Origin of the sequence: Nocardia caishijiensis NBRC 108228, from assembly GCF_001612825.1 — a bacterium.
Taxonomy (GTDB): Bacteria; Actinomycetota; Actinomycetes; order Mycobacteriales; family Mycobacteriaceae; genus Nocardia; species Nocardia caishijiensis.
Window position 1 is genome coordinate 214795 of record NZ_BDBE01000038.1, and the last position, 20665, is coordinate 235459.

Consider the following 20665-nt stretch of genomic DNA (forward strand, 5'->3'; position numbering starts at 1 on the left):
TCATGGCCTCTTTCGATTCCATCGTCGTCGGCGAGGATTGGATCAGCGAACACTACTTCACCACCGATTCGGTAAAGGAGTCGTTCCACGGCAAGGTGATGGAGCTGCGCAAAGGGTGGGACGTCGAGGCCAAAGAGGGCCGCAAAACAGTCCGCAGCTCCCTGCTGTCCAGCGCCGGTGAGCTGCACACCGCCCTGGGCGCTCTGGCCGAGAACCCCGAAGCCGCCCCGAAGGCGCACGCCCAGGTGCGCGCCGGCTTCGGCTTCGACGGCGAACTCACCCCCTTCACCGCCGAACGCGCCGGATCGGAACTACTGATCCCCGACGCCCAACTCGTCGGCACCCCGAATGTGCTGTTCCTGCAAGCCAATCCCGTCGAGTCGATCGAAGACTTCCTTGGCACCGGCACCCTGATCACCACTGCAACCGAAGACGGAAGACCGCTCGAATCGGCCTCCAAAACAGTGTCGGCCGCCTTCCGCTCTGACACTCCACCCGCCTTCATCGTCGTCCAGGCAGGCCGCTGGCTCCTGCTCGCCGAAGCCGAACGCTGGGCCGAAGGCCGCTACCTCGCCATGGACCTGCTGGTGGTCGTCGAACGTCGTCACGAGGCCCGCGGTGGCGAAATCGACCGCGCCGCAGCCATCTTCGGCCACCAGTCCCTGCGCCCCGACGCCGACGGCAACATCTGGTGGACCGGCGTCCTCGAAGACTCGGTGAAACACACCGTCGGCGTCTCCAAGGACCTGCGCGAAGGCATTCGCCTGTCCATCGAAATCATCGCCAACGAGGTCGTTCGCCGCCGCCACGACCGCGGCCTGACGATGGACGGCATCGACGGCAACGAACTCGCCAAACACTCCCTGCGCTTCCTGTACCGAATCCTGTTCCTGCTCTATGCCGAAGCATCACCGGAAATGCAGGTATTGCCCACCGGCGCAGCCGAATACGAAGAGGGCTACGGCCTCGACCGCCTCCGCGAACTCACCCTCACCGAACTCGTCTCCCACCACGCCCGCACCGGCACCCACCTGTACGAGTCGCTCAAGCGCCTGTTCGACCTGGTCGATCAGGGCCACAAGCCCGCCGTCCGCGAGAACGTCACCGACGACCCCGCCCCCGGCCTCGAGTTCAACCCTCTGCGCGCAGACCTGTTCTCCCCCAAGGCAACCGCCCTCATCGATGAAGTCGGCCTCGGCAACGAAGCCACCCAACAGGTCCTCGCCCACCTGCTGCTCACCAAGGAATCCAAGAACCGCAAGGGCGCCGACCGCGGCTTCATCAGCTACGCCGAACTCGGCATCAACCAGCTCGGCGCCGTCTACGAGGGCCTGATGTCCTACACCGGCTTCTTCGCCGATGAAGACCTATACGAAGTAGCCAAAGACGGCAATCCCGAAAAGGGCTCCTGGGTAGTCCCGGTCCACCGCACCGACCATCTCTCCGAATCCGACTTCGTCCGCGCCGAAGACCCAACAACCGGCGAACTCAAACCAGTCCTGCACCCCAAGGGCACCTTCGTCTTCCGCCTCGCCGGCCGCGAACGCCAGCAATCAGCGTCCTACTACACCCCCGAAGTCCTGACGAAGTTCGTCGTCTCCCAGGCCCTCGAGGAACTCCTCGACCAAGACGGCCACCGCACCACCCCCGACGAAATCCTGTCCCTGACCATCTGCGAGCCAGCCCTCGGCTCCGGCGCCTTCGCCATCGAGGCCGTCCGCCAACTCGCCGCCGAATACCTCAAGCGCAAGCAGGAGGACCTGGGCGAACTGATCGACGCCGACCAGTACACGGTCGAGTTGCAGAAAGTGAAGGCGCACATCGCGCTTCACCAGGTGTATGGCGTCGACCTCAATGCGACGGCAGTCGAACTGGCCGAAATCTCGCTATGGCTGGACACCATGGTCGCCGGTCTGCAGGCCCCCTGGTTCGGCCTGCACCTGCGCCGGGGCAATTCCCTCATCGGCGTGCGCCGGGCCGTTTACGCCCCGAGCGAGTTGTCCAAAAAGGCCTGGCTCAAATCCGTCCCGAAGGATGCCCCCCTCGGTTCCGAGATCGGCGAGGGCATCCACCACTTCCTACTCCCCGCCGAAGGCTGGGGCGCGATCGTCGACACCGCCGAAGCCAAAACCTACGCCCCCGACCAGCGCGAAGAACTCCGACTGTGGCGCAACGAGATCCGCAAGTCGCCGTCCAAGGACATCACCAAACGCCTCGCCTCGCTGGCCCTGCGTGTGGAGACCCTCTGGGAGTTCACCCTGCGCCGCCTCACCATCGCCGAGTCCGAGATCCGCCGCGACCTGCACCTATGGCGCAGCGAACCGGTCGAGCATGCCTCCGCGGTGACCCGCGAACAGATCGAAGCGGTCCTCAACGACCAAAACGGCTCCTACCAGCGCTTGCGCCGGGTGATGGACGCCTGGTGTGCCCTGTGGTCGTGGCCGGCCACCGGCAATGTCGCGGCACCGGATTGGGACCAGTGGGTCGGCGGCCTCGAGGCCCTACTCGGCACCACCGCCAAAGCGGGCAAGTTCGAGAAGTACGGCCAGACGAGCTTCGCCTCCGACCTGGACTGGAACGAACTCGACATCGCCGAGGACAACGACCGCGTCTTCGCCCAGGCGAAATCCATCGCGTCCGCAGTCGCCGAGTTCCCTTGGCTGACCATCGCTTCCCGGATTGCCCAGGCGCAGGGATTCCACCATTGGGAGCTGGATTTCGCACCAGTCTTCGCGCGCGGGGGTTTCGACCTGCAGGTGGGTAACCCACCGTGGGTGCGGCCCGACTGGGACGAGTCCGGGGTGCTGGCCGAGTTCGATCCGTGGTGGCAGTTGGCGCACAAACCGTCGGAGGCGGAGAAGAAGGCCAAAGCGGCGTGGGCGCTCGCCGTTCCCGCTGTACGGGCGACGCTGCTCGATGAGCGAGCGGATCAAGCTGGCCAGGTCGAGTACCTGGCGTCTGCCATTGACCATCCGATCCTTGCAGGTCTCCGACCAGACCTTTACCGCTGCTTTATGGAGAGGACCTGGCGATCGTCGTCCACGCGGGGCATCACGTCACTGATCCACCCCGAGAGCCATTTCACCGAAGCGAGGGCGCACGGACTTCGGCGAGCCTGCTATCGAAGGCTCAAGCGGCACTGGCAGTTCCGCAACGAATTCAAGCTTTTCACTGAAATCAACAACACCCGTCAGTACGGCGTCCATGTCTACGGTAGCGACTCCGATGTCCGATTTCTCCAAGGCTCGGCGCTGTACCACCCCGACGTCCCCGCCCGCTCCCTCCAGGCCCGCCGGTCGGGCTACGACAGCTCCACCATCGTCCCCGGTGTGAAAGATCCCGACGGAAAGTGGGACGTCAGGCCCCACCCCGAGCGCATAATTGAGATCACCGAATCCGATCTCGCCGGCTGGGCCACCCTCATCGACGAACCCGGCACTCCAGGCGCCGAGGCGCGCATGCTCTACCCAGTGAACCGCGCGAGCGCGGCGGTCCTCGACAAGATCTCCGAATCCCCCCGACTCAGTGACATCGGATTCCAGTGGACATTCGGCTGGAACGAAACGACTGACCGCAAGCTCGGCTTCTTCGAATCCCGCTCCGCCATCCCGGATACCCTGGACAACACCATCCTCCAAGGCCCCCATCTCACCGTCGCCACCCCGATCTACCAGCAGGGCAACCCGACGATGCGCAGCAACGTCGACTACTCCCCCATCGACCTCACCTCGATCCCCGCAGACTTCATCCCGAGAACCAACTACCAGGTGGCCTGCCCCTTCCCGGAATACCAAGCCGCCTACCCGAAGTGGAATAACGAACCAAGCTCCTCCTACTTCCGCCTCGCCTGGCGAGCTATGGCCGACCCCGCCACTGTCCGTACCCTCCACTCCGCGATCCTGCCACCGGGACCAGCCCATGTTTTGGGGCTCTTCTCGCTGACCTTCGAGAACCTACGCGACATCCCTATCGCCGCTGGGTTCACCGCGTCGATCCTGAGTGACTTCGTTGTCAAGCTGACCGGCGTCGCGAACCTCAAGATCGGGATCATCAGCCGCCTTCCCCACGTGGTCGGACACGCCCTCGAGTCCGAACTGCTCCACCGAGCCCTACGCCTCAATTGCCTCACCAGCGCCTATGCCCCGATGTGGTCCGAGCTCTACAACCCCCAGTGGTCGACCGACAGCTGGACCCACGGCATCAACCCCGGCTACCCTCGCGCAACCGCCCTCGCCAGCACCTCCCGGGACTGGACCTGGCACACCCCCCTCCGCACCGACGCCGACCGCCGCCAAGCCCTCATCGAAATCGACGCCATCGTCGCCGTAATGCTCAACATCACCGCCGCAGAACTCCTAACCATCTACCGCACCCAATTCCCCGTCCTCCAAAAGTACGAACGCGAAGCCCTCTACGACGCCAACGGCCGCCAACTCCCCACCAAACTGGCCTCCGAATACCGCAAGAAGGGCTCCCTTCCCTACTCAGACCTGACAGTCGACGGCATCACGTACGTCGAGCCGTTCACCGGCGTAGACCGCGAGCGTGACATGCTCCTCGCCCACGAACACTTCACCCGCCTCGACGCTGCCCAGACCACCTGAACGCGACGACACGACAGACAAACGAGATGATGAATCAACAACCACCACCGGGCAACTTCCCTCATTACGTCAGCCGAATTACTATCCGCCGCGCCCTCCTGCACGGGGTGTGCCGAGGTGGGCAGTAGTCCTGATCTTCGTTGTCGTTGGCTTGATTTGTATTGGATCTCTCTTCGACGCCAACGGGAACTCGAAGACAGCGGCGGCTGGCTCAGCGGTTCATGATGACGGGATAAGATTCGAAGTCATATCGTGGGGGCAAGGCGCTACCGAGACCCGCGATGGTCTTCTTTTCGACGAAGCCCAGGGCGAGTTCGTAATCGTGAAATTCACCGTGACAAACGTCGCGAAAGAGCCGAAATCCTACTCCCTGAGCAGCCAGAGGCTCATCGATGGCGAGGGGAGGGAGTTCGAGCCCATATCATCGGGCCACACAAGCCTGAATCCTGGCTTCTCCGAAGAAGAGTCGATCGCATTCGATGTTCCAAAGGGGACCACACCGAAGCTCGTCATATTCAAGAGCGGATTCTTCAGCTCCGGCGCTCGCGTGAATCTCGACTGAGACCCACTCTAATTAACGTCAAATGTTACGCGGTAGATCGGAAAGATCACGTAGGAGGTCCATACTGATATTGTACCTACCGAAAAGCGCACGTAGCTCACACAGAGATTCACTGGTGGCAGGCCTTCCCACCATGACCTCCAGCGTGCGGTGCCGACATTCCCAATGAAGGACCGACCCTATTCGCTGCAACCAGCCGAAGAACGACTCTTCATCTCCCAGAGAATCGAACTGAAGGTCTGCAATAGTCAGAATTGACATTTCATCGGACAACGCGCCTACGCCGTCGTGCCCTGTCGACGCATCCTGTCGGTCGCCCTGCGCAGGGGCGGGTAGGCACTCCGCTGCGGCTATGGCGCCCAACGCTGCTCGTATTTCCGGCGGAAAACCCGCGACGACCAAGCGACCGAGATTGTGATGTACGGTCGCGACATTTTCCTCACCGACGATCTCGCCGAACCCGATATCATCCCGATGGCGTGTGGCAACCGTCATGATGCCGCCACTCGCGGTTCTATAAATGTCGAAGCTGGCAATGTCATCTGCTTCGATAGAACACTTGACACCAAGGCGCGGAAAGTCAAAAGAACTGAATCCTAGAACTCTCGAATTGGTGATTGCTACCCGGTCTATCATCCGCTGAACCCCCTGAACCGGCACCAAAGCCCAAAGCTGTTCGCCAGGGTACAATTCGAACGCCAGCTGCTCTTCCAATGTACGTGGAAGCTGGAATCGCGGGGCCACGACTCCAGATGAAGATGGCGCAGTCTGAAGTTTTGCTGGATACACGTCCAGCGATACCCCCTCCGCCACGAGCGAGATTTGCCCAGGCCGCCAGCTGTATCGTTTTCGCACTGTCGCGCAATAGTCAGCACCGTCTTTGAGTAGCCGACCAGATGCCAATGCTCGATCCTTCGCCATCAAGAGGTGCGCGCGAGCCTCATCAGAGATCCTGCGTTGCCCGAATACACGCAACACCGCACGAAAGAGTGCTTCTTCTGTGAGACCTACCGGCGCGTTCGATGCAACTGCACACAATGCATTGACAATTTCTTCGGGGCAAATCCATTCCAGCGTTCGACGCGTGCCGGGAGGGCTGGCCCGGAACCCGTACCACGTTTTCGGATCCAGATTTGGCGGCCATACATATAGCCCGCGTCTTAACTCCTGCGGAATGGCAACCAGCACCGGACCCCTTCGCTTGTCCGACGTCCGCTCCCAGCCGAACCTATATACAATTTTATCCATCAGCGGATAGATGCCTAGCGGCCCCTCGACAGCAATTGTCTCCAGAACAGCGTTCTCGATAATCGGCTGTAGTCGGTTATAGCCAGTCAGGTCTAAATCATCTCGGGTGCCTAGCGGTGACTGATCACTTTCCACATACCACATCCCGTCTTCCGGCCACAAATGTCGAGATGTTGCCAGGCTGAGATCCATCAAGAAAGAATACATCTGGCGTGCATACGAGTCTGCTCTATTCGGCATCAGTTCGGTCAAACTGTCCGACCCGCACTGCCGCCAGTCGTAGACGTCCGAGGGGACGGGTCGCGTCCATCCACTCTCGCATCAGCATCCCTTGGTGGTGGTAACGAGCACCGATCCGATCATTCGGGCCGCACCTCTCCTCAAATTCGAAGCTCAGAAGTCGAAGCTCCTCGGCGATCGACTCCTCCCAGACTGCGGCGTTATTCGCCAACGCGCTGGGTATGGCCGTCGACAGCCGCCGCCCGGGCAAGCGCGCGATCATCCATCCAGACCAGGGCGTGCAGTACGAGAACGCAATCATTGTGGCATGAGGTCTAACAACGTGACTCCGTGAAACCGGGGGAAGACCAAGTCGACTCGAAGTCGGAAACAGCGCCGTCGTCGCTGTCGAGCGGGGGAACGAGACAACGCGTGAGCGCCGGACCAGGATCAGACAGCGTTCGAGCAGTTCTGGCAGGCGTAACCGGTTGCACCACATGGAGAGTCCAATGGGCGACTGAATCGCCCAGCTGGTCAGAAATCCTAATCGCCTCGATCTCAACGACTGATCGTCGACCGGAGCCCGGACGACGATCTCCAGATCGCTAATAGCTGACGAAGACTGCGCCTACCGGCGACCGCCGTCAGTCAGTGGAGGGCAAAGCCCACCATTCCCAGGAAGTCGGGACATAGTCGTCCTGCGGCCAGGATGCCCAGGCGGCATCGGACTCGTCCGCCGGATCGCCCCACGCGGCGGTTGAGTCCCTGGGCGCCGAGTCGACAGTGTCATGATCGGCTTGGCCTACGTCATTCATCTGCGCGGCAATGACCCGATCGGCTTCCGGCGAAGTCCGATCCGCGTCGGCAGTGAGTTTCGAATCGAGCGGTCTTCGGTCGGTGCCATCGATGTGCGGTTCGGAGTTCTTCACATGACGACTGGCCGTCGGAAGGAACGCGACCGGGTCGAAGGGGGATACCGAGCTCGTCCTGGTGCCAGTGCGACTTGGTGACCGCGATTGGGGTGCGGTGCGAGATGCCGAGGGCGACGGCGATCGTATGATCCTGGGCGCAATTTCGCGATCTCGGCCGCAGCCTGTGTCCTGCGCCGGTCCGGGCACAGATACCCGACGCGCTGACGGAGTCCTGCTGTCCTCCGCTCCCCCACCGTTCGGTAAAACAGCCGATGCGGAGGAAACCGGTTCGCTGGAGCCTCCATTCGCCGATGGTGGCCGGGCCAACTGATCGACAATCTCTTGACGGTCTTCCCGCAAACGGGGGTCGCTACTCAGCGAAGCAACAGCGTCGCGCACCGATGCCGACGCGTCGACAGTGGCTTGTCGATGTAGTTCAACGATCATCTCGACCAACTGTTGCGGTTCGAGATCCTCTCCGCCAACGCCCAATTCGATACGGTGCAGAGTACCGTTCGCGCCGACCTCCACCCGCACTGTTCCGTCGGCACTGGTCGCCGTACCGCGGGCATCGGTGAGGGCGCGTTGGAGCCTTTCGATCTGCCCCGAGACCGGGTCGATATCCCCCATACAGCTACCTTCTCTAGCTACTCCACCGCTGAGCCTACCGCTTCTGCAACGACGCGTGGCGGGCTGAGATGATCACCACGAGTTGAGTGTTCGTGTTTGTCGGCTGATCCGTCAACTGTTGCGACGGCGTTGAGCAGCCGATAGCGTAGCCGCCGACCGGGGAGCGTGCGAAGGGGGAAATCGTGTCTGATTCAAAGGGTCTGGATCTCGATCCGGTACGAACACGGGAGCTCGCGACAACTCTTGCCAAGGCCGAGTCCGAGGTGACGGCGGTGTTCGCCGGGGAAACCGAGAATACTGCGCTGACGTTTCCCGGCACAAAGATCCCAGATGCGGCGACCACTGCGCTCAGCAAAATCGCACAGGCAGCGCAGTCGTTGGTCATCGAGTACGCGGCATTGTCGACAGCTACCTCGACCGCAGTCACGGAGTTCCAGAGCAAGGACACCCAGAACGCCGGCAATATTGCAGCAGCACAGTCGGCGCTGTCGTGACGACACTTGGCACCACCGAGCAGCAGGCAGTCGCCGAGGCCACCGGGTTGACCGTTGCGCAGGTACTCGCGTGGGACACAGCGACTTTGACCGCGCGGGCCGCTGCCTGGACCACCCAGGCGACGAAGCTGCTCACCTTCGACGACAACCAAGATCGCGCTGTCGATGCGGGACGAGATTTCTGGACCGGAACCGCGGCAGAAGCAATGCGAACCAAGCACGATCAGATCCGCACATCAGCCAGGACCTTCATAGCGGCCCTACAGGACGGCGCGGCGGCGGCCCAGTCGGGTGCGAGCAGCTTGGAGTCGGCCAAATCTGCCGTCGTGAACGCGGTGAAAACCGCAGAGGCAAACGGCTATGAGGTCGCTGACGACGGCACAGTGACGATCTCGGCCAGTACACACCAGACGTTGCTGTCGCAGTTGCCGGACGCGTCGTCGTACTCGACCGCAGCCGGAGCACTCCAGGTGGACGCGGATGCGTCGACAGTCACGGTGAAACAAGCACTGACACAGGCACACTCGGCTGCGGCAGCCGTCGACGAGGCGATCACCACAGCGTTCACGAATCTTCCCGACGCGTCGCCGATCATTGCTACCGGCGCACCGCAGTCGATAAACCGGGACATCTGGGATACCACGTCCGATGAGCAAGGCCGCGCGATCCTGGCGCGATACCTGACCGGCGGCGGGGATTGGTACATCAACAGCGACCCCAAGTGGTCGGAGTACATGATGAACAACCAACTGCTCCGCAACCAGCTCGAAGAACCGGTCACGACAGCAGCAGCGGCAGCAGTGCAAGGGTATTTGCAGAACGGCAACGCATCCCAGGCCGGCACACCACAACGACTCCAAATGGAGATCGAGAATGGTGAGCAGATCATCGGATACCAGTACCTCCATGGCACCAACGACGACGTCGGCGGCTTCACATTCGTTCCGAATTCCACCGTCCGCGACAGAGGCGACGCCACGTATGAAGTGACGATGTTCAACAGCTACACCTGGAACGACACGATCGATGCCAACAAGCAGTACGAGTCCGACCAGGACAAGAACAGAGTTGCAGAAGCGATCAGCCTCGGACAGGCGGATCCGTACGACATTCACATCAATTGGAATGCCAACACGACCCTGATCATGGACGCTTCGGGACGAGTAATCAGCCAGACCGGGTACCCGAAATGAGTAGATTTCGACTGGTCGCCCCCTTGTTGGCGCTCGCCACGGTGAGTGCGACAGCGTGTGCAGGCCCGGATCATTCGCGGGCCAATGGTGTTGAGACGACGACAGAGGCGCCTCTGCACAGCACTTTTGCGCAGCCAGGCAAACCCGCGGTGTCGCCGAGTGGGCGGTTCCAGGCCGAGGTGAACCCGAGCGAGCCACTTTCGATGTTCGTGTCCATCACCGATACTGGAACCGGTCAGATCGTCTTCCGTGACACCGACCAGTACAGCACCAGTCGGCATCACCGTTATGTCGTCGGCTGGATTTCGAGCGAGCCCGAGCAGCTGTGGGTCTATTCAGGAGACGTGGGGACCTCCCGATTCGATCGTCAGGCCGATGGCAACTGGCTCAAGGTCCGTAGTCCACAGCATATTCCGGCCGAGATCGACAGCTGGTAGCACGTGATACCCGGGTGTAGGCGACAAGGTGCCTACGCTGTCGATCAGCGCCACCCACGACGGTTTCGCCGCGAATCTCGGCCAACGCCTCTTGGGCTCGGCGAACCTTTGATCCGAGTTGGTCCTCGCTCCCTGGCACACTCATTGCTCCTCCTTCAGTCCACTGTGTCGATGAGGAGCGTCTGCCCATCAGCTTGTAAGTACACGCTGGACTTCCATCCATTCACGCTGAATGCAGAATTTATTTCAGGGCCGGACACATAACTCACCGATGGCACACTCGATTCAAGCGCGGGCTCGAACGGCTTCGGTTGCGAGGAGGAGAGTTTGAACGTCGATCGCATCTCGTCGGCAATCTCGGGTCGCAACTCTACGACAGCTTGGATCCAGTAGGTAGTCGGGCCAGGCACACGACCCCCCTCGTTGTTCCAAGTGATCCAGCTGACCGATACGGGTTCATCTATCAACGGGAACCGCTTCGTCAGCGGCTCTTGGTCATGACGAACCTCGGCGGAGGGCTCAGATGATTCCGAGGCCGGTGAGCTACAACCCATTGCAGCCAAGAGCATCGCCGCCAGAAGCGGAACGAGTTGTCGTGCAGTCATTTTAGTGGCCTTCCAGATTCGTCGTTGTTCTCGACCGGCGTTCGGGGTCCACTGGAGTCACGGTTGTCTACTCGATCTTCTCGCCCCGGATTACGCTCTGTCACGGATGTTTCCGACACGGTCGCAGCCGACGGAGGTTGACCAAGCTCCCAAGACACGGTCCTCGTCACCTTTCCATTGGTCTCGGAATCGTGAGCCCATCCCACTCCTTCACATCGGGGTGGCACAAGAATCTGGCAACGCAACTCCGGAAAAGCCGGGGAAGACCAAGCCTCCGAGAAAGCAGGGGAACCTCAAGGCCACCGAATTCGGCAAACCGATTTCACTGCGGATCAGTTCCTTGCCTGGACCACGGCTGCCACGACTTCCTGACCAATGGAGTCTTCCGATCCCACGCCCCGGCCTTCGGACACTGCGGCCGCGACCACGAAACCCGCTGTCAGTCAGGGAGATAGCGGATCGGGACCGGGATGGGGATGTCGGCAGCTCGGAGCTCGTCGAGCGTGAAGGTTCGGTCGAGATTCTCACCGTAGAGGCCGCGCAGGAGGACGGCGATCAGGTTGTGGTGTTCTCGCTCCGAGTCCTGGGCCAACCGACTGATCTCGCGGCTGATGGACATGGCCGACTCAGTGATGCCCGCGCTGTCGAACTGCCGGATGATGAGCCCGCCCTCGAGGATCCCGCTCCACGGTGTGGTGATCGAATGGAAGGAGTCTGCTGTCCTGAACAGCATGTAGCGCAGCATATTTCGGCTCTCCATGCCCGGCCGCTCCACTGGAAGGTCCACCTCGAACAACCGCTGCAGTCCTTCGAAATGAGCGCGGCGATCATCCTTGCCGGGGAGGTTCTTGCGGCGTAAGTCGAGGATCGCGTCCAAGTACGATTCGATGAGCTGTCGCTGACCGAAGGCTGCCGGTGGGGGTGGGGCGAAATCGTAGTGGTCGAACGACATTCGGCAGATCCCTTCGAGGCGCACAGGCTCCAATCCGGAGACCCGCGGTGCAGATACGACGAAACCGTAAGACAACGGGAAAACATTGTCAACCTACTAAAGGTTGGTGTACGTTTACCGGCAATGGGCGTTCGAGATCATCCTCCGCAGTCAGCGAGCCGCCGACCGCGATCGAGAAATCCCGAATCCCGTAATCAACTAGCATCCGAACCCGATAGTTCCAGATGAACACAGGTCGACACCCGACCGAACCGCATGCCGGTCACGCACGATGAGGAGCACACACGTGGGGGCGCTGCTTCCGACACTGCAGGCCGAACGGCTCAGGGAAGGGTTGACCGACTACCTGACCACCACCTTCGCGCTGACCGATCCGGACACCCAGGGTGCGCTGACCGACTTCATCGGCGATCCCGCGGACGGACTTTTCAAGGGTCCGTATGTGCGCTTGCGGCTGCCTTTCGCCCCGGCGCGCGGCAACTGGGGCATGCACCTGGACTGGTGGCCGAAGTATTTCGAACCATACGGTCATCAGGCCGCCGCGTTCGAACGGCTGTCGACGAAGTTTCAACGCCGGCCGCTGCCCACTCTGGTCACCACGGGCACCGGATCCGGTAAGACCGAGTCGTTCCTCATTCCCATCCTCGACCACGTGCTGCGGGCCAAGAAGGCAGGCGTGGTCGGGATGAAGGCTTTGATCATCTATCCGATGAATGCCCTGGCCAACGACCAGGAGCAGCGGCTGGCGAAGATGATCACCGAGCATTCGGAGCTGTCCGGCATCACGGCGGGTCTGTACACGGGTGAGCAATCCTCCGGCGGCCGCACGATGGTGTCGGAGTCGGGGCTGATCACCGATCGCCGGCTGATGCACGATTCTCCGCCCGACATCCTGCTCACCAACTACAAGATGCTCGACCACATGCTGCTGCGGCCGGACCGGGCGGCGATGTGGCGGCAGTCGGCGGACTCGCTGCAGTACGTGGTGCTCGACGAGTTCCACACCTATGACGGTGCGCAGGGCACGGATGTGGCGATGCTGCTGCGACGGCTCGGTCTGACCGTCAAATCACACTGGAACGCCGGTTCCCCTGTCACAGAAGCAGATCGGGCGCGGCCCCTCGGGAAGATCACGCCGGTTGCCACCTCCGCGACATTGGGGTCCAAAGGATCGCCGACGTCGATGCTCGACTTCGCGAAAACCGTTTTCGGCGAGACGTTCACACCCGAGACCCTCATCGGCGAAACGCGGCTCGATACCGAGGACTGGCTCGCGCAGCGCCGTCGCGACCTGGATCGCACATTCTCACCAGTCGAGCCGGTGATCGATCAGGCCCTTGCCGAACTCGACCGCACCACAGCACAAACCGTGACGAACAAGCGACTCACGGCGGCGGTACTCGCCACGCTGTTCCGGCACACCTCCGACATCGACGACACCCACGAGCGGATCACCGCGAGCCTGCACAAGCTCGACGAATCCGAGATGCTCGATCTGATCAAACGGCACGGAACCTTCGCGCGGGTCCTGCGTAGTGCGGTCGACGCCATCTCGACCGCGAAATTGGCCGCCACCGTTCTGCCCGCCCAGACCGGCGAACGCGACCTCACCCGTGGCCTCGCGAACCGCGAGCGCTACGTCGGCTATCTCCTCGCCGCGCTCTCGCACGTGCGCGCCGAGGTCGGCCGGTCGGCACTGAATGTCGATGTGCACCTGTGGCTTCGGGAGCTGTCCCGGATCGATCGTGCGGCCGAGGTGACCCCGCAGTTCCGCTGGCCGGACGACGGAAAACTCGACGGAACCACCGTCGACTACTACCCCTCCCTCTACTGCAGGCATTGCGGTCGGTCGGGCTGGGGTGTTCGGCTGGGACCGACCGGCCACACCTTGGATGCCGGTGACGAAGACGTGCGCAGCTACCACGCGACCGGTGGTCCACGGTTCCGAGCGCTGATCTCCGCGCCCGCCGAGGCCGAAATCGACACTCCGGTCGAGGGATTGCGCTGGTTCCGCGTCGACGACCGGGAGATCGTCGACGAACGACCCGATGCCGACAGCGATGAGGTACTCGACGGGCGGGTGCTGCCGGTCTTGTTCCTGAACGGCCCTGAGGCGGACGAGAATTCGCGTAGGGACGTGTGCCCGGCGTGTGGTGCCGACGACGGCATCCGCTTCCTCGGCAGCGCGATCGCCACCCAGTTGTCGGTGGCGCTGTCGAACCTGTTCGGTGACGCGAAACTGGCCGACGGCGAAAAGAAGGCCCTCGTCTTCACCGACAGCGTCCAAGACGCCGCCCACCGTGCCGGATTCGTCCAGGCCAGGTCGCACACCCTCAGCCTCCGGTCGACCCTACGGACTGCCCTGGGCGACAAGGTGAGTGGCGAGCAGATGCTCACCCTCGCCGAGCTCTGCGATTCGGTACTCGACCGGGCAGGTGAAGACGCGCGACGGCGCTATCACCTCCTCGCGCCCGACATCGTCGAGCGTGACGAGTTCGCTCCGTTCTGGGACCCAGACAGCACCGCCCAGGCTCGACGGAAGGCGGCCAGGACTGTTGCCCGGCGCCTGCAATTCGATATCGACCTCGAGTTCGGCCTGCAGTCTCGCCTCGGTCGTACGCTCGAGCTCACCGGCAGTGTGGTGTCGGAGGTGGATCTCGGCTCTCCCCGGCGCGTCGCGCAGCTGGGCGCCGACGCGCTGAAGCGAACAGAACATCAGCTCGCCTTTTCCGAGCCCGACGAGGCCGCGGTGACCCAGTGGGTTCGTGGTGTCGCCGAACGCATGCGCACCCGTGGCGCGATCGCCCACGATTGGTTGACGAAATACGTTCAGCGCGACGCGAACCGACGCTGGGTGTGGGGTGGCCGCCCCAAGGGCCAGGGCATGCCCGCCTTCCCCAAGGGACGCCCCGCACCGGCCTTCCCGGCGCTCGGCGGCCGGACCATCCCTGACGGCTTCGACCCGATCACCGTCTCCGCCTCGTGGTACGCCCGCTGGGCTTCGCGCTGCCTGAACGTCTCGCCCATCGAGGGTGGATCACTGGCACGCGCGCTGTTCGAAGTGTTCGCCGAAGAACGCGTGGTGATCACCGAGAACACCGAGAAGTCGCTGACTGCTTATCTTTTGACGCACGACTCGGTCCTGGTGGGTATCCCCGACCCGGCCGGGCTCACCGGGATGCGGTACCTGCTCGTCTGCGATGTCTGCCAGACGCCCACGCCGGGCAGCGCGGCCGTCGTCGACCAGCTCGACGGTGCTCCCTGCCTGTTGACCCGATGCCCGGGCAGGCTGGCACGGGCCGCCAAACACAACAACTTCTACCGCGACCTCTACGACAACTCGGAGATGAAGCGGGTGGTCGCGCGTGAACACACCTCCTTGCTTCCCACCGCGACACGGCTCGAGTACGAGAACAAATTCAAGGCCACGGCCAGCGATCCCACCGCACCGAACGTGCTGGTCGCGACGCCGACTTTGGAGATGGGTATCGACATCGGCGACCTGTCGACGGTGATGCTGGGCTCCATGCCGCGAACGGTGTCGTCGTATCTCCAGCGAGTCGGCCGCGCAGGACGCCTCACGGGTAACTCACTCGCGCTCGCCTTCGTCCGCGGACGCGGCGAGCACCTGCCGAAACTCGGTGACCCGACGTCGGTGATCCAAGGGGAGGTGCGTCCCCCGGCAACCTTCCTCACCGCGGAGGAAATCCTGCAGCGCCAGTACATCGCGCACATCATCGACCGGCTCGCGCGGCGTGCGGGAGCCGAAGATCCCGGCAACGCGACCAACGTGCTGTCGAGTTTCGACTCCGGTACCTGGATGGGCACCCTCATCGAGACCGCTGACGACGACGCCGACCTGTTGGTCGACGAATTCCTCGGGCAGTTCGGCGATCTGCTCCGGACGGAAACCGCAGCGAACCTCCGCGACTGGGCGACCCCGCCAGGGCTCGGCGAGCACAGCGGCCTCGGAGCATTGCTGCGCGACGCCGTGCATCGCTGGAATCGAGATGTGAACGAGTTGCGGCACCGGCGAACGGCAGTGGACGCGGCCATTCCCGACTTCGAACAGCGTGCCAACTCCCCGGCCGCCACCGACGACGACAAGCGTGATTTGCGCACGGCCCGAGGCACGTTGCGTCTGTTGTCGAAGTCGATCAGCGCGCTGACAACCGAACATTGGGTCGGGGTTCTCGAACGGTACGGCGTGCTGCCCAACTACACGCTGCTCGACGACGCGGTGCTGCTGGATGTCGGCATCACCTGGATCGATCCCGACACCAATCAATACGCCGAGGACACAGCGAGTTACCAGCGCGGCTCTCGGGTCGCACTCACCGAGCTGGCTCCTGGCGCGACCTTCTACGCGCAGGGGCTGGCCGTGGAAATCGACGCGATCGATCTCGGCGCGGGCGAATCCGCGATCCAGATCTGGCGGCTGTGCCCGTCCTGCGGCTGGGCAGGCATCACCCACACCGCAGACCCGACACCCCCACCGAATCAGTGCCCTCGATGCCACACCAGCGCAATCGCGGACGTGAGCCAACAGCTTCAAGTGGTAGAGATGGCCAAGGTGTCCGCCGAGGTGCGACGCGACGAGGCGGCGATCAACGACATCCGTGACGAACGGCGCAAGGAATCGTTCACGGTCTTGGCCGCAGCCGACATCGACCCCGACAACGTCACCAAACGGTGGTTCGTCGCCGAGCAGGACTTCGGCGCGGAGTACTTGCGGCGCATGGACATTCGCTGGCTGAACATGGGCAGGCGAAACTCGCAGGGCGGCAAGCGAACCATTGCGGGCAACACGACCACAGGTTCGCTGTTCCGCGTGTGTTCCGGGTGCGGGCAGCTCGACAAGGTAGCGGGCAGGAACGAGCCACATGAGCACCGCAGCTGGTGCCGGTACCGCAAAGCCGATGACGAGAAGCACGTTCGCGAGATCGCGCTGGCTCGGACACTACGCACCCAGGCTGTGCTGCTGCACCTGCCGAGCTGGCTCGAATACGACTCGTTCGCCCATCCGAGCCTCAGCGCTGCGATCCTGCTCGGCCTGCGACAGGTGATCGGTGGCTCCCCGGAACATCTCGATGTCGCCGCGATCACCGACGCCCTCCACAACCCGAACCAGCGGGCCCTGCTCATCCACGACACCGTGCCCGGTGGCACCGGCTATCTGGCCGACTTCGCCAACCCACGTCAAGTGTGGGAGGTACTTGCGGCGGCACGCACAGTGGTCAAGAACTGCGACTGCACCGACCGGCTCGCCTGCCACAAATGCCTGCTGCCGTTCGCACCGCCACGGGAACTCGACAAGGTTTCCCGGATCACGGCAGCCAAGGTGCTCGATGATCTGCTCGCATGCCGCGACGGCGAGCCGGACGCGAAAAGCTGGCTGGACTCGGTCACCGAAGAAACCCCGGTACCGAAAGGCAGCGCCGAGTCGCCGTTGGAACGCGAGTTCTACCGCGCGTTCACCGAGCGGCTCACCACCATGGGCGCCACGGTCACCGAAAAACCGGGCACCTACGGCCCGACCGCAACGATCAAACTGCCCGGCACCAAGATCCGGACCTGGCAGCTCGAGCCACAAGTGCTGATGGGCAACAGCCAACCCGACTTCCAACTGCGCACCAGCGATCCCGATATCCCGCTCATCGCCGTGTTCGCCGACGGTCGCCGCTACCACGCGACACCCGAGCACAACCGGGTGGCCGACGACGCCCACAAACGTGAGATCCTGCGCTCCGGCGGCGTGGTGGTCTGGTCGTTCTCCCACGATGATCTCGAGCGCTTTCGAGCCGCGCGGACGGAAAAGCCGACCTGGTTCACCGAAAAGCTGGAAGGCCCGACCCGCAAACACGGCAACTTGAAGCCGAAACTGTTCAAGTTGCTGCATGCCGACCCGATCACCCAGCTGATCGAGTACATGCTCGAGCCTGAACGCGAGCCATGGGAAGCAGTGGGGCGATGGCTTCCGCTGATGTTCCTCCGCAACGGCCGCCACCAGGGCGACGCCGACGCCATCGCGAGCTGGGCGCTCGACCTCATCGACGGGACCGCTTCGACTCCGGCGGACGGCGAGTACAACTGCTGGTCCTACAGCGACGGCCCGTTGACCATCACCGCCGCCACGAACAAGGGCATGAAGACGCTGGACGCGGTGCTCGCGCTCGATGACCGGGACGAGAAGCTCGAACTCGACGGCGGTCGCGCGTGGAAGGAGTGGTTGCGCTTGTCCAACTGGTTCGGACTTGCCGACCACGTGATCACCACCCGAACCCTGCTCCAGGCGAACTCCACTGTGCCGGAGCGGGGACCGGACGCAGGCAGCGCCGAGCTCACGCCCGACTGGCAGGTGCTCTACGACGACACCGTTTCCGATGCCGAACGCGAACTCGTCCTCGCTCTGGCCGCGGCAGGCGTCCCGGTGCCGGTGCTCGGTGTGGAGACCGACCGTGGTGACGTGATCGACATGGGCTGGCCCGACGTCCGTCTCGGAGTTCTCCTCGCGGAGCCCGAGGCGGCCAATACGATGACCGAACAAGGCTGGACGATCTGCCCAGCCGATCCGGCGGAACTCGTCCGAGCACTGCAAACGAACGGGGTGATGTGATGGCGCACGTCATCATGACCAAGACCAGCGGGTCCGCGGACGAGCTCGAAGGTGCGATCAAACGGCGCGCGCACGATTTCCTCTACAGCGTGCAGGACGACGAACCTGCCGCGTCCACACTCATCGAGGAAGTTCCCGGAGCCACGGATGAGCGCGTGCGGCTCGGACGAATCGGCCTGGGGCACAGTGCGATTCTGTTCTACGTCGCGCCCGCGGGTGGGGAGGGATCCTACGTCTACATGGGTGCGTGGCCGGACGTTACCGCCGCCGAGCTCGCACCCCGGGCGGGACTGAAGGTGAACCCGGTCAACGGCGTCCTCGAGCTCATCATCGCCGACACCGCAGAACCTGCGCCGACCCAGCAGCCGAAACCGGCCGTGAAGCCCGGGTATCTCGCCGACCTCGGCTTCACCACCACCCAGCTCACCGACGACCTCGGCTTGGACGCGAAACTCGCCGAACGAGTGCTTGCGGCTTCCGACGACCATTTGATCAACGAGATCGCCGCGCAGATCGATGGGTGGCAGGGGGACGCGGTCCTCGAATTGGCCTGTGGCACAAGCATCGACGAGATTCGCGCCAAACTCCGACTCACGGAGAATCCGGTCGACCCGACCCTCGGCGAGGACGAGCAGATCCTGCAGGCGCTCGAGCACCCGGCGTCGAAGATCCGGTTCGCCTACATCGGTGACAACACCGAGGAACTGCGTCGCGTGATCGAGGGTGGCAGTTTCGCCGCATGGCGCACCTTCCTGCATCCCGAACAGCGTGCGTACGCGGAAAAGCGGTACAACGGCGCATTCCGGCTGTCGGGCGGTGCGGGAACCGGCAAGACCGTGGTGGCGTTGCACCGCGCGCGCAATCTCTGGCGGCGCAACCCGAATGCCCGCGTCGTCCTCACCACCTTCAACCGGACGCTCGCGCGCCAGCTACAGGCCGATCTCGAGGCACTGGATCCGGGCGTGCGGATCGCGAGCAAGCCCGGCGAGGCCGGCATCTACATCGATGGTGTCGACAAGCTGGCCAGCGATGTACTGGCACGGGCAGGCGATCTCGCCCCGATCTCCGCGACGGTTCTCGGGAGCGCGACGACGCTGCCGCCTCGTCGCACCGATACCGGCAAGGTCTGGCGCGAGATCACCAGAACTGTTGAGACAGATCTGGATTCACGCCTGGTAACGCCCGGTTTCCTGGAGAGCGAGTACACCGCGGTGGTGCTCGCCAACAAAGTGACCACCGTCGCCGAGTACGCGAAGGTCGCGCGCGCCGGGCGTGGTGTACGGCTCAACCGTGCGCAGCGCATCGCCGTCTGGAAACTGATGGAGGCGTTCCGCCGCCGCAGCCGGATGGATGGAACCGTCAGCTTTCCCGAAGTGCTCGCGTTGGCGGCCGAATACCTGCGGCAGCGCAGCGCCGCAGGTGAATTCATCGCCGACCACGTCATCATCGACGAAGCCCAAGACCTGCACGCCACCCACTGGGCGATGCTGCGCGCTCTTGTCGCGGAGGGGCCGGACGACCTTTTCATCGCCGAGGACTCCCATCAGCGGATCTTCGGGCAACCGGTGGTGCTCGGTCGGCTCGGGGTGAAAATTGTCGGCCGCTCACGGCGGCTCACGTTGAATTACCGTACGACGGCACAGAATTTGCGGTTCGCCATCGACATCCTCTCCGGCGGCGAGTACCACGACCTCGAAGAGGCCGAGGAGTCCACGCACGGATATCGCAGTGCTCGAACCGGGCCCGAACCGATGCTGCTGGCCTGTGATTCGCTGGCAGCTGAGCTCGAGCAGGTCGCCGGGCGGGTTCGGCAGTGGCTCGACGGGGGCGAGGAGCCCTCGAACATCGCTGTGCTCACCCGGGGAAAGAACGACCGGAGCCAGTTCGTGCGCGCCCTCGGGGAACGCGGCATCGAAGCCCGGGTGCTCGACGACAACCCCGCCGGACCTGGGCATGTGCAGGTGCTGACCATGCACCGGTCCAAGGGTATGGAGTTCGCCAAGGTGATCCTGGCCGGAGTCGACGACGCGCACGTGCCCGCGAAATCTGTGCTGAACGAAGCACCGGAAGAGGAACGGGGCGAGGCCGAGCTACGGGAGCGGTCCCTGCTGTATGTGGCGGCTAGCCGCGCGCGCGACCAGCTGGTGGTGACATGGAACGGGCGCCGTTCGGAACTGCTGGCGAACACCTGAAT

11 protein-coding genes are annotated in these 20665 nt (G+C 63.2%); 7 read left to right on the plus strand and 4 right to left on the minus strand.

The window, feature by feature from the left end; all coding sequences use genetic code 11:
• The first annotated feature begins 2 nt into the window (after window positions 1-2).
• Together NC7_RS21245 and NC7_RS21250 are read left to right on the plus strand one after the other, a co-directional pair.
• Window positions 3-4604, plus strand: coding sequence for an Eco57I restriction-modification methylase domain-containing protein (locus NC7_RS21245; RefSeq protein WP_067985910.1), 4602 nt, complete (start codon window positions 3-5; stop codon window positions 4602-4604).
• 109 nt (window positions 4605-4713) lie between these two features.
• The gene (locus tag NC7_RS21250; RefSeq protein ID WP_067985801.1) at window positions 4714-5166 is read left to right on the plus strand and encodes a DUF4352 domain-containing protein; all 453 of its coding nucleotides are present in this window, start codon (window positions 4714-4716) and stop codon (window positions 5164-5166) included.
• Between the two features lie 18 nt (window positions 5167-5184).
• Here NC7_RS21250 and NC7_RS29305 read toward each other — a convergent pair whose 3' ends face one another.
• Together NC7_RS29305 and NC7_RS30585 are read right to left on the minus strand one after the other, a co-directional pair.
• The gene (locus NC7_RS29305) at window positions 5185-6621 is read right to left on the minus strand and encodes a hypothetical protein (RefSeq protein ID WP_157102114.1); all 1437 of its coding nucleotides are present in this window, start codon (window positions 6619-6621) and stop codon (window positions 5185-5187) included.
• A gap of 656 nt (window positions 6622-7277) precedes the next feature.
• Window positions 7278-8174: a YbaB/EbfC family nucleoid-associated protein gene (locus NC7_RS30585; protein ID WP_084458659.1), complete on the minus strand. Its 897-nt coding sequence runs from the start codon at window positions 8172-8174 to the stop codon at window positions 7278-7280.
• 182 nt (window positions 8175-8356) lie between these two features.
• Here NC7_RS30585 and NC7_RS21265 point away from each other — a divergent pair, with 182 nt between their 5' ends.
• Genes NC7_RS21265 through NC7_RS29310 form a run of 3 tightly spaced genes read left to right on the plus strand, consistent with a single transcriptional unit; the run spans window position 8357 to window position 10298 of the window.
• Entirely contained in the window at window positions 8357-8668 is a 312-nt protein-coding gene (locus NC7_RS21265; protein ID WP_157102115.1) for a hypothetical protein, read from the plus strand.
• Window positions 8665-9861 carry a hypothetical protein gene (locus NC7_RS21270; RefSeq protein ID WP_067985808.1) on the plus strand — a complete coding sequence of 399 codons (1197 nt, stop codon included), beginning with the start codon at window positions 8665-8667 and terminating at the stop codon, window positions 9859-9861. The genes NC7_RS21265 and NC7_RS21270 overlap by 4 nt, the downstream gene beginning before the upstream one ends.
• The gene (locus NC7_RS29310) at window positions 9858-10298 is read left to right on the plus strand and encodes a hypothetical protein (RefSeq protein WP_157102116.1); all 441 of its coding nucleotides are present in this window, start codon (window positions 9858-9860) and stop codon (window positions 10296-10298) included. Before NC7_RS21270 ends, NC7_RS29310 begins: the two co-directional genes overlap by 4 nt.
• Window positions 10299-10453: 155 nt before the next feature.
• Here the strand turns inward: NC7_RS29310 and NC7_RS29315 are convergent, their stop codons facing one another.
• Both NC7_RS29315 and NC7_RS21280 read right to left on the minus strand, forming a co-directional pair.
• Entirely contained in the window at window positions 10454-10903 is a 450-nt protein-coding gene (locus tag NC7_RS29315; protein ID WP_157102117.1) for a hypothetical protein, read from the minus strand.
• Window positions 10904-11342: 439 nt separating this feature from the next.
• Entirely contained in the window at window positions 11343-11780 is a 438-nt protein-coding gene (locus tag NC7_RS21280; protein WP_157102118.1) for a hypothetical protein, read from the minus strand.
• A gap of 361 nt (window positions 11781-12141) precedes the next feature.
• Between NC7_RS21280 and NC7_RS21285 the strand changes: the two genes are divergently transcribed.
• Together NC7_RS21285 and NC7_RS21290 are read left to right on the plus strand one after the other, a co-directional pair.
• Entirely contained in the window at window positions 12142-18471 is a 6330-nt protein-coding gene (locus NC7_RS21285; RefSeq protein WP_067985813.1) for a DEAD/DEAH box helicase, read from the plus strand.
• The gene (locus NC7_RS21290) at window positions 18471-20663 is read left to right on the plus strand and encodes a 3'-5' exonuclease (RefSeq protein WP_067985815.1); all 2193 of its coding nucleotides are present in this window, start codon (window positions 18471-18473) and stop codon (window positions 20661-20663) included. Before NC7_RS21285 ends, NC7_RS21290 begins: the two co-directional genes overlap by 1 nt.
• The last annotated feature ends 2 nt before the right edge of the window (window positions 20664-20665 follow it).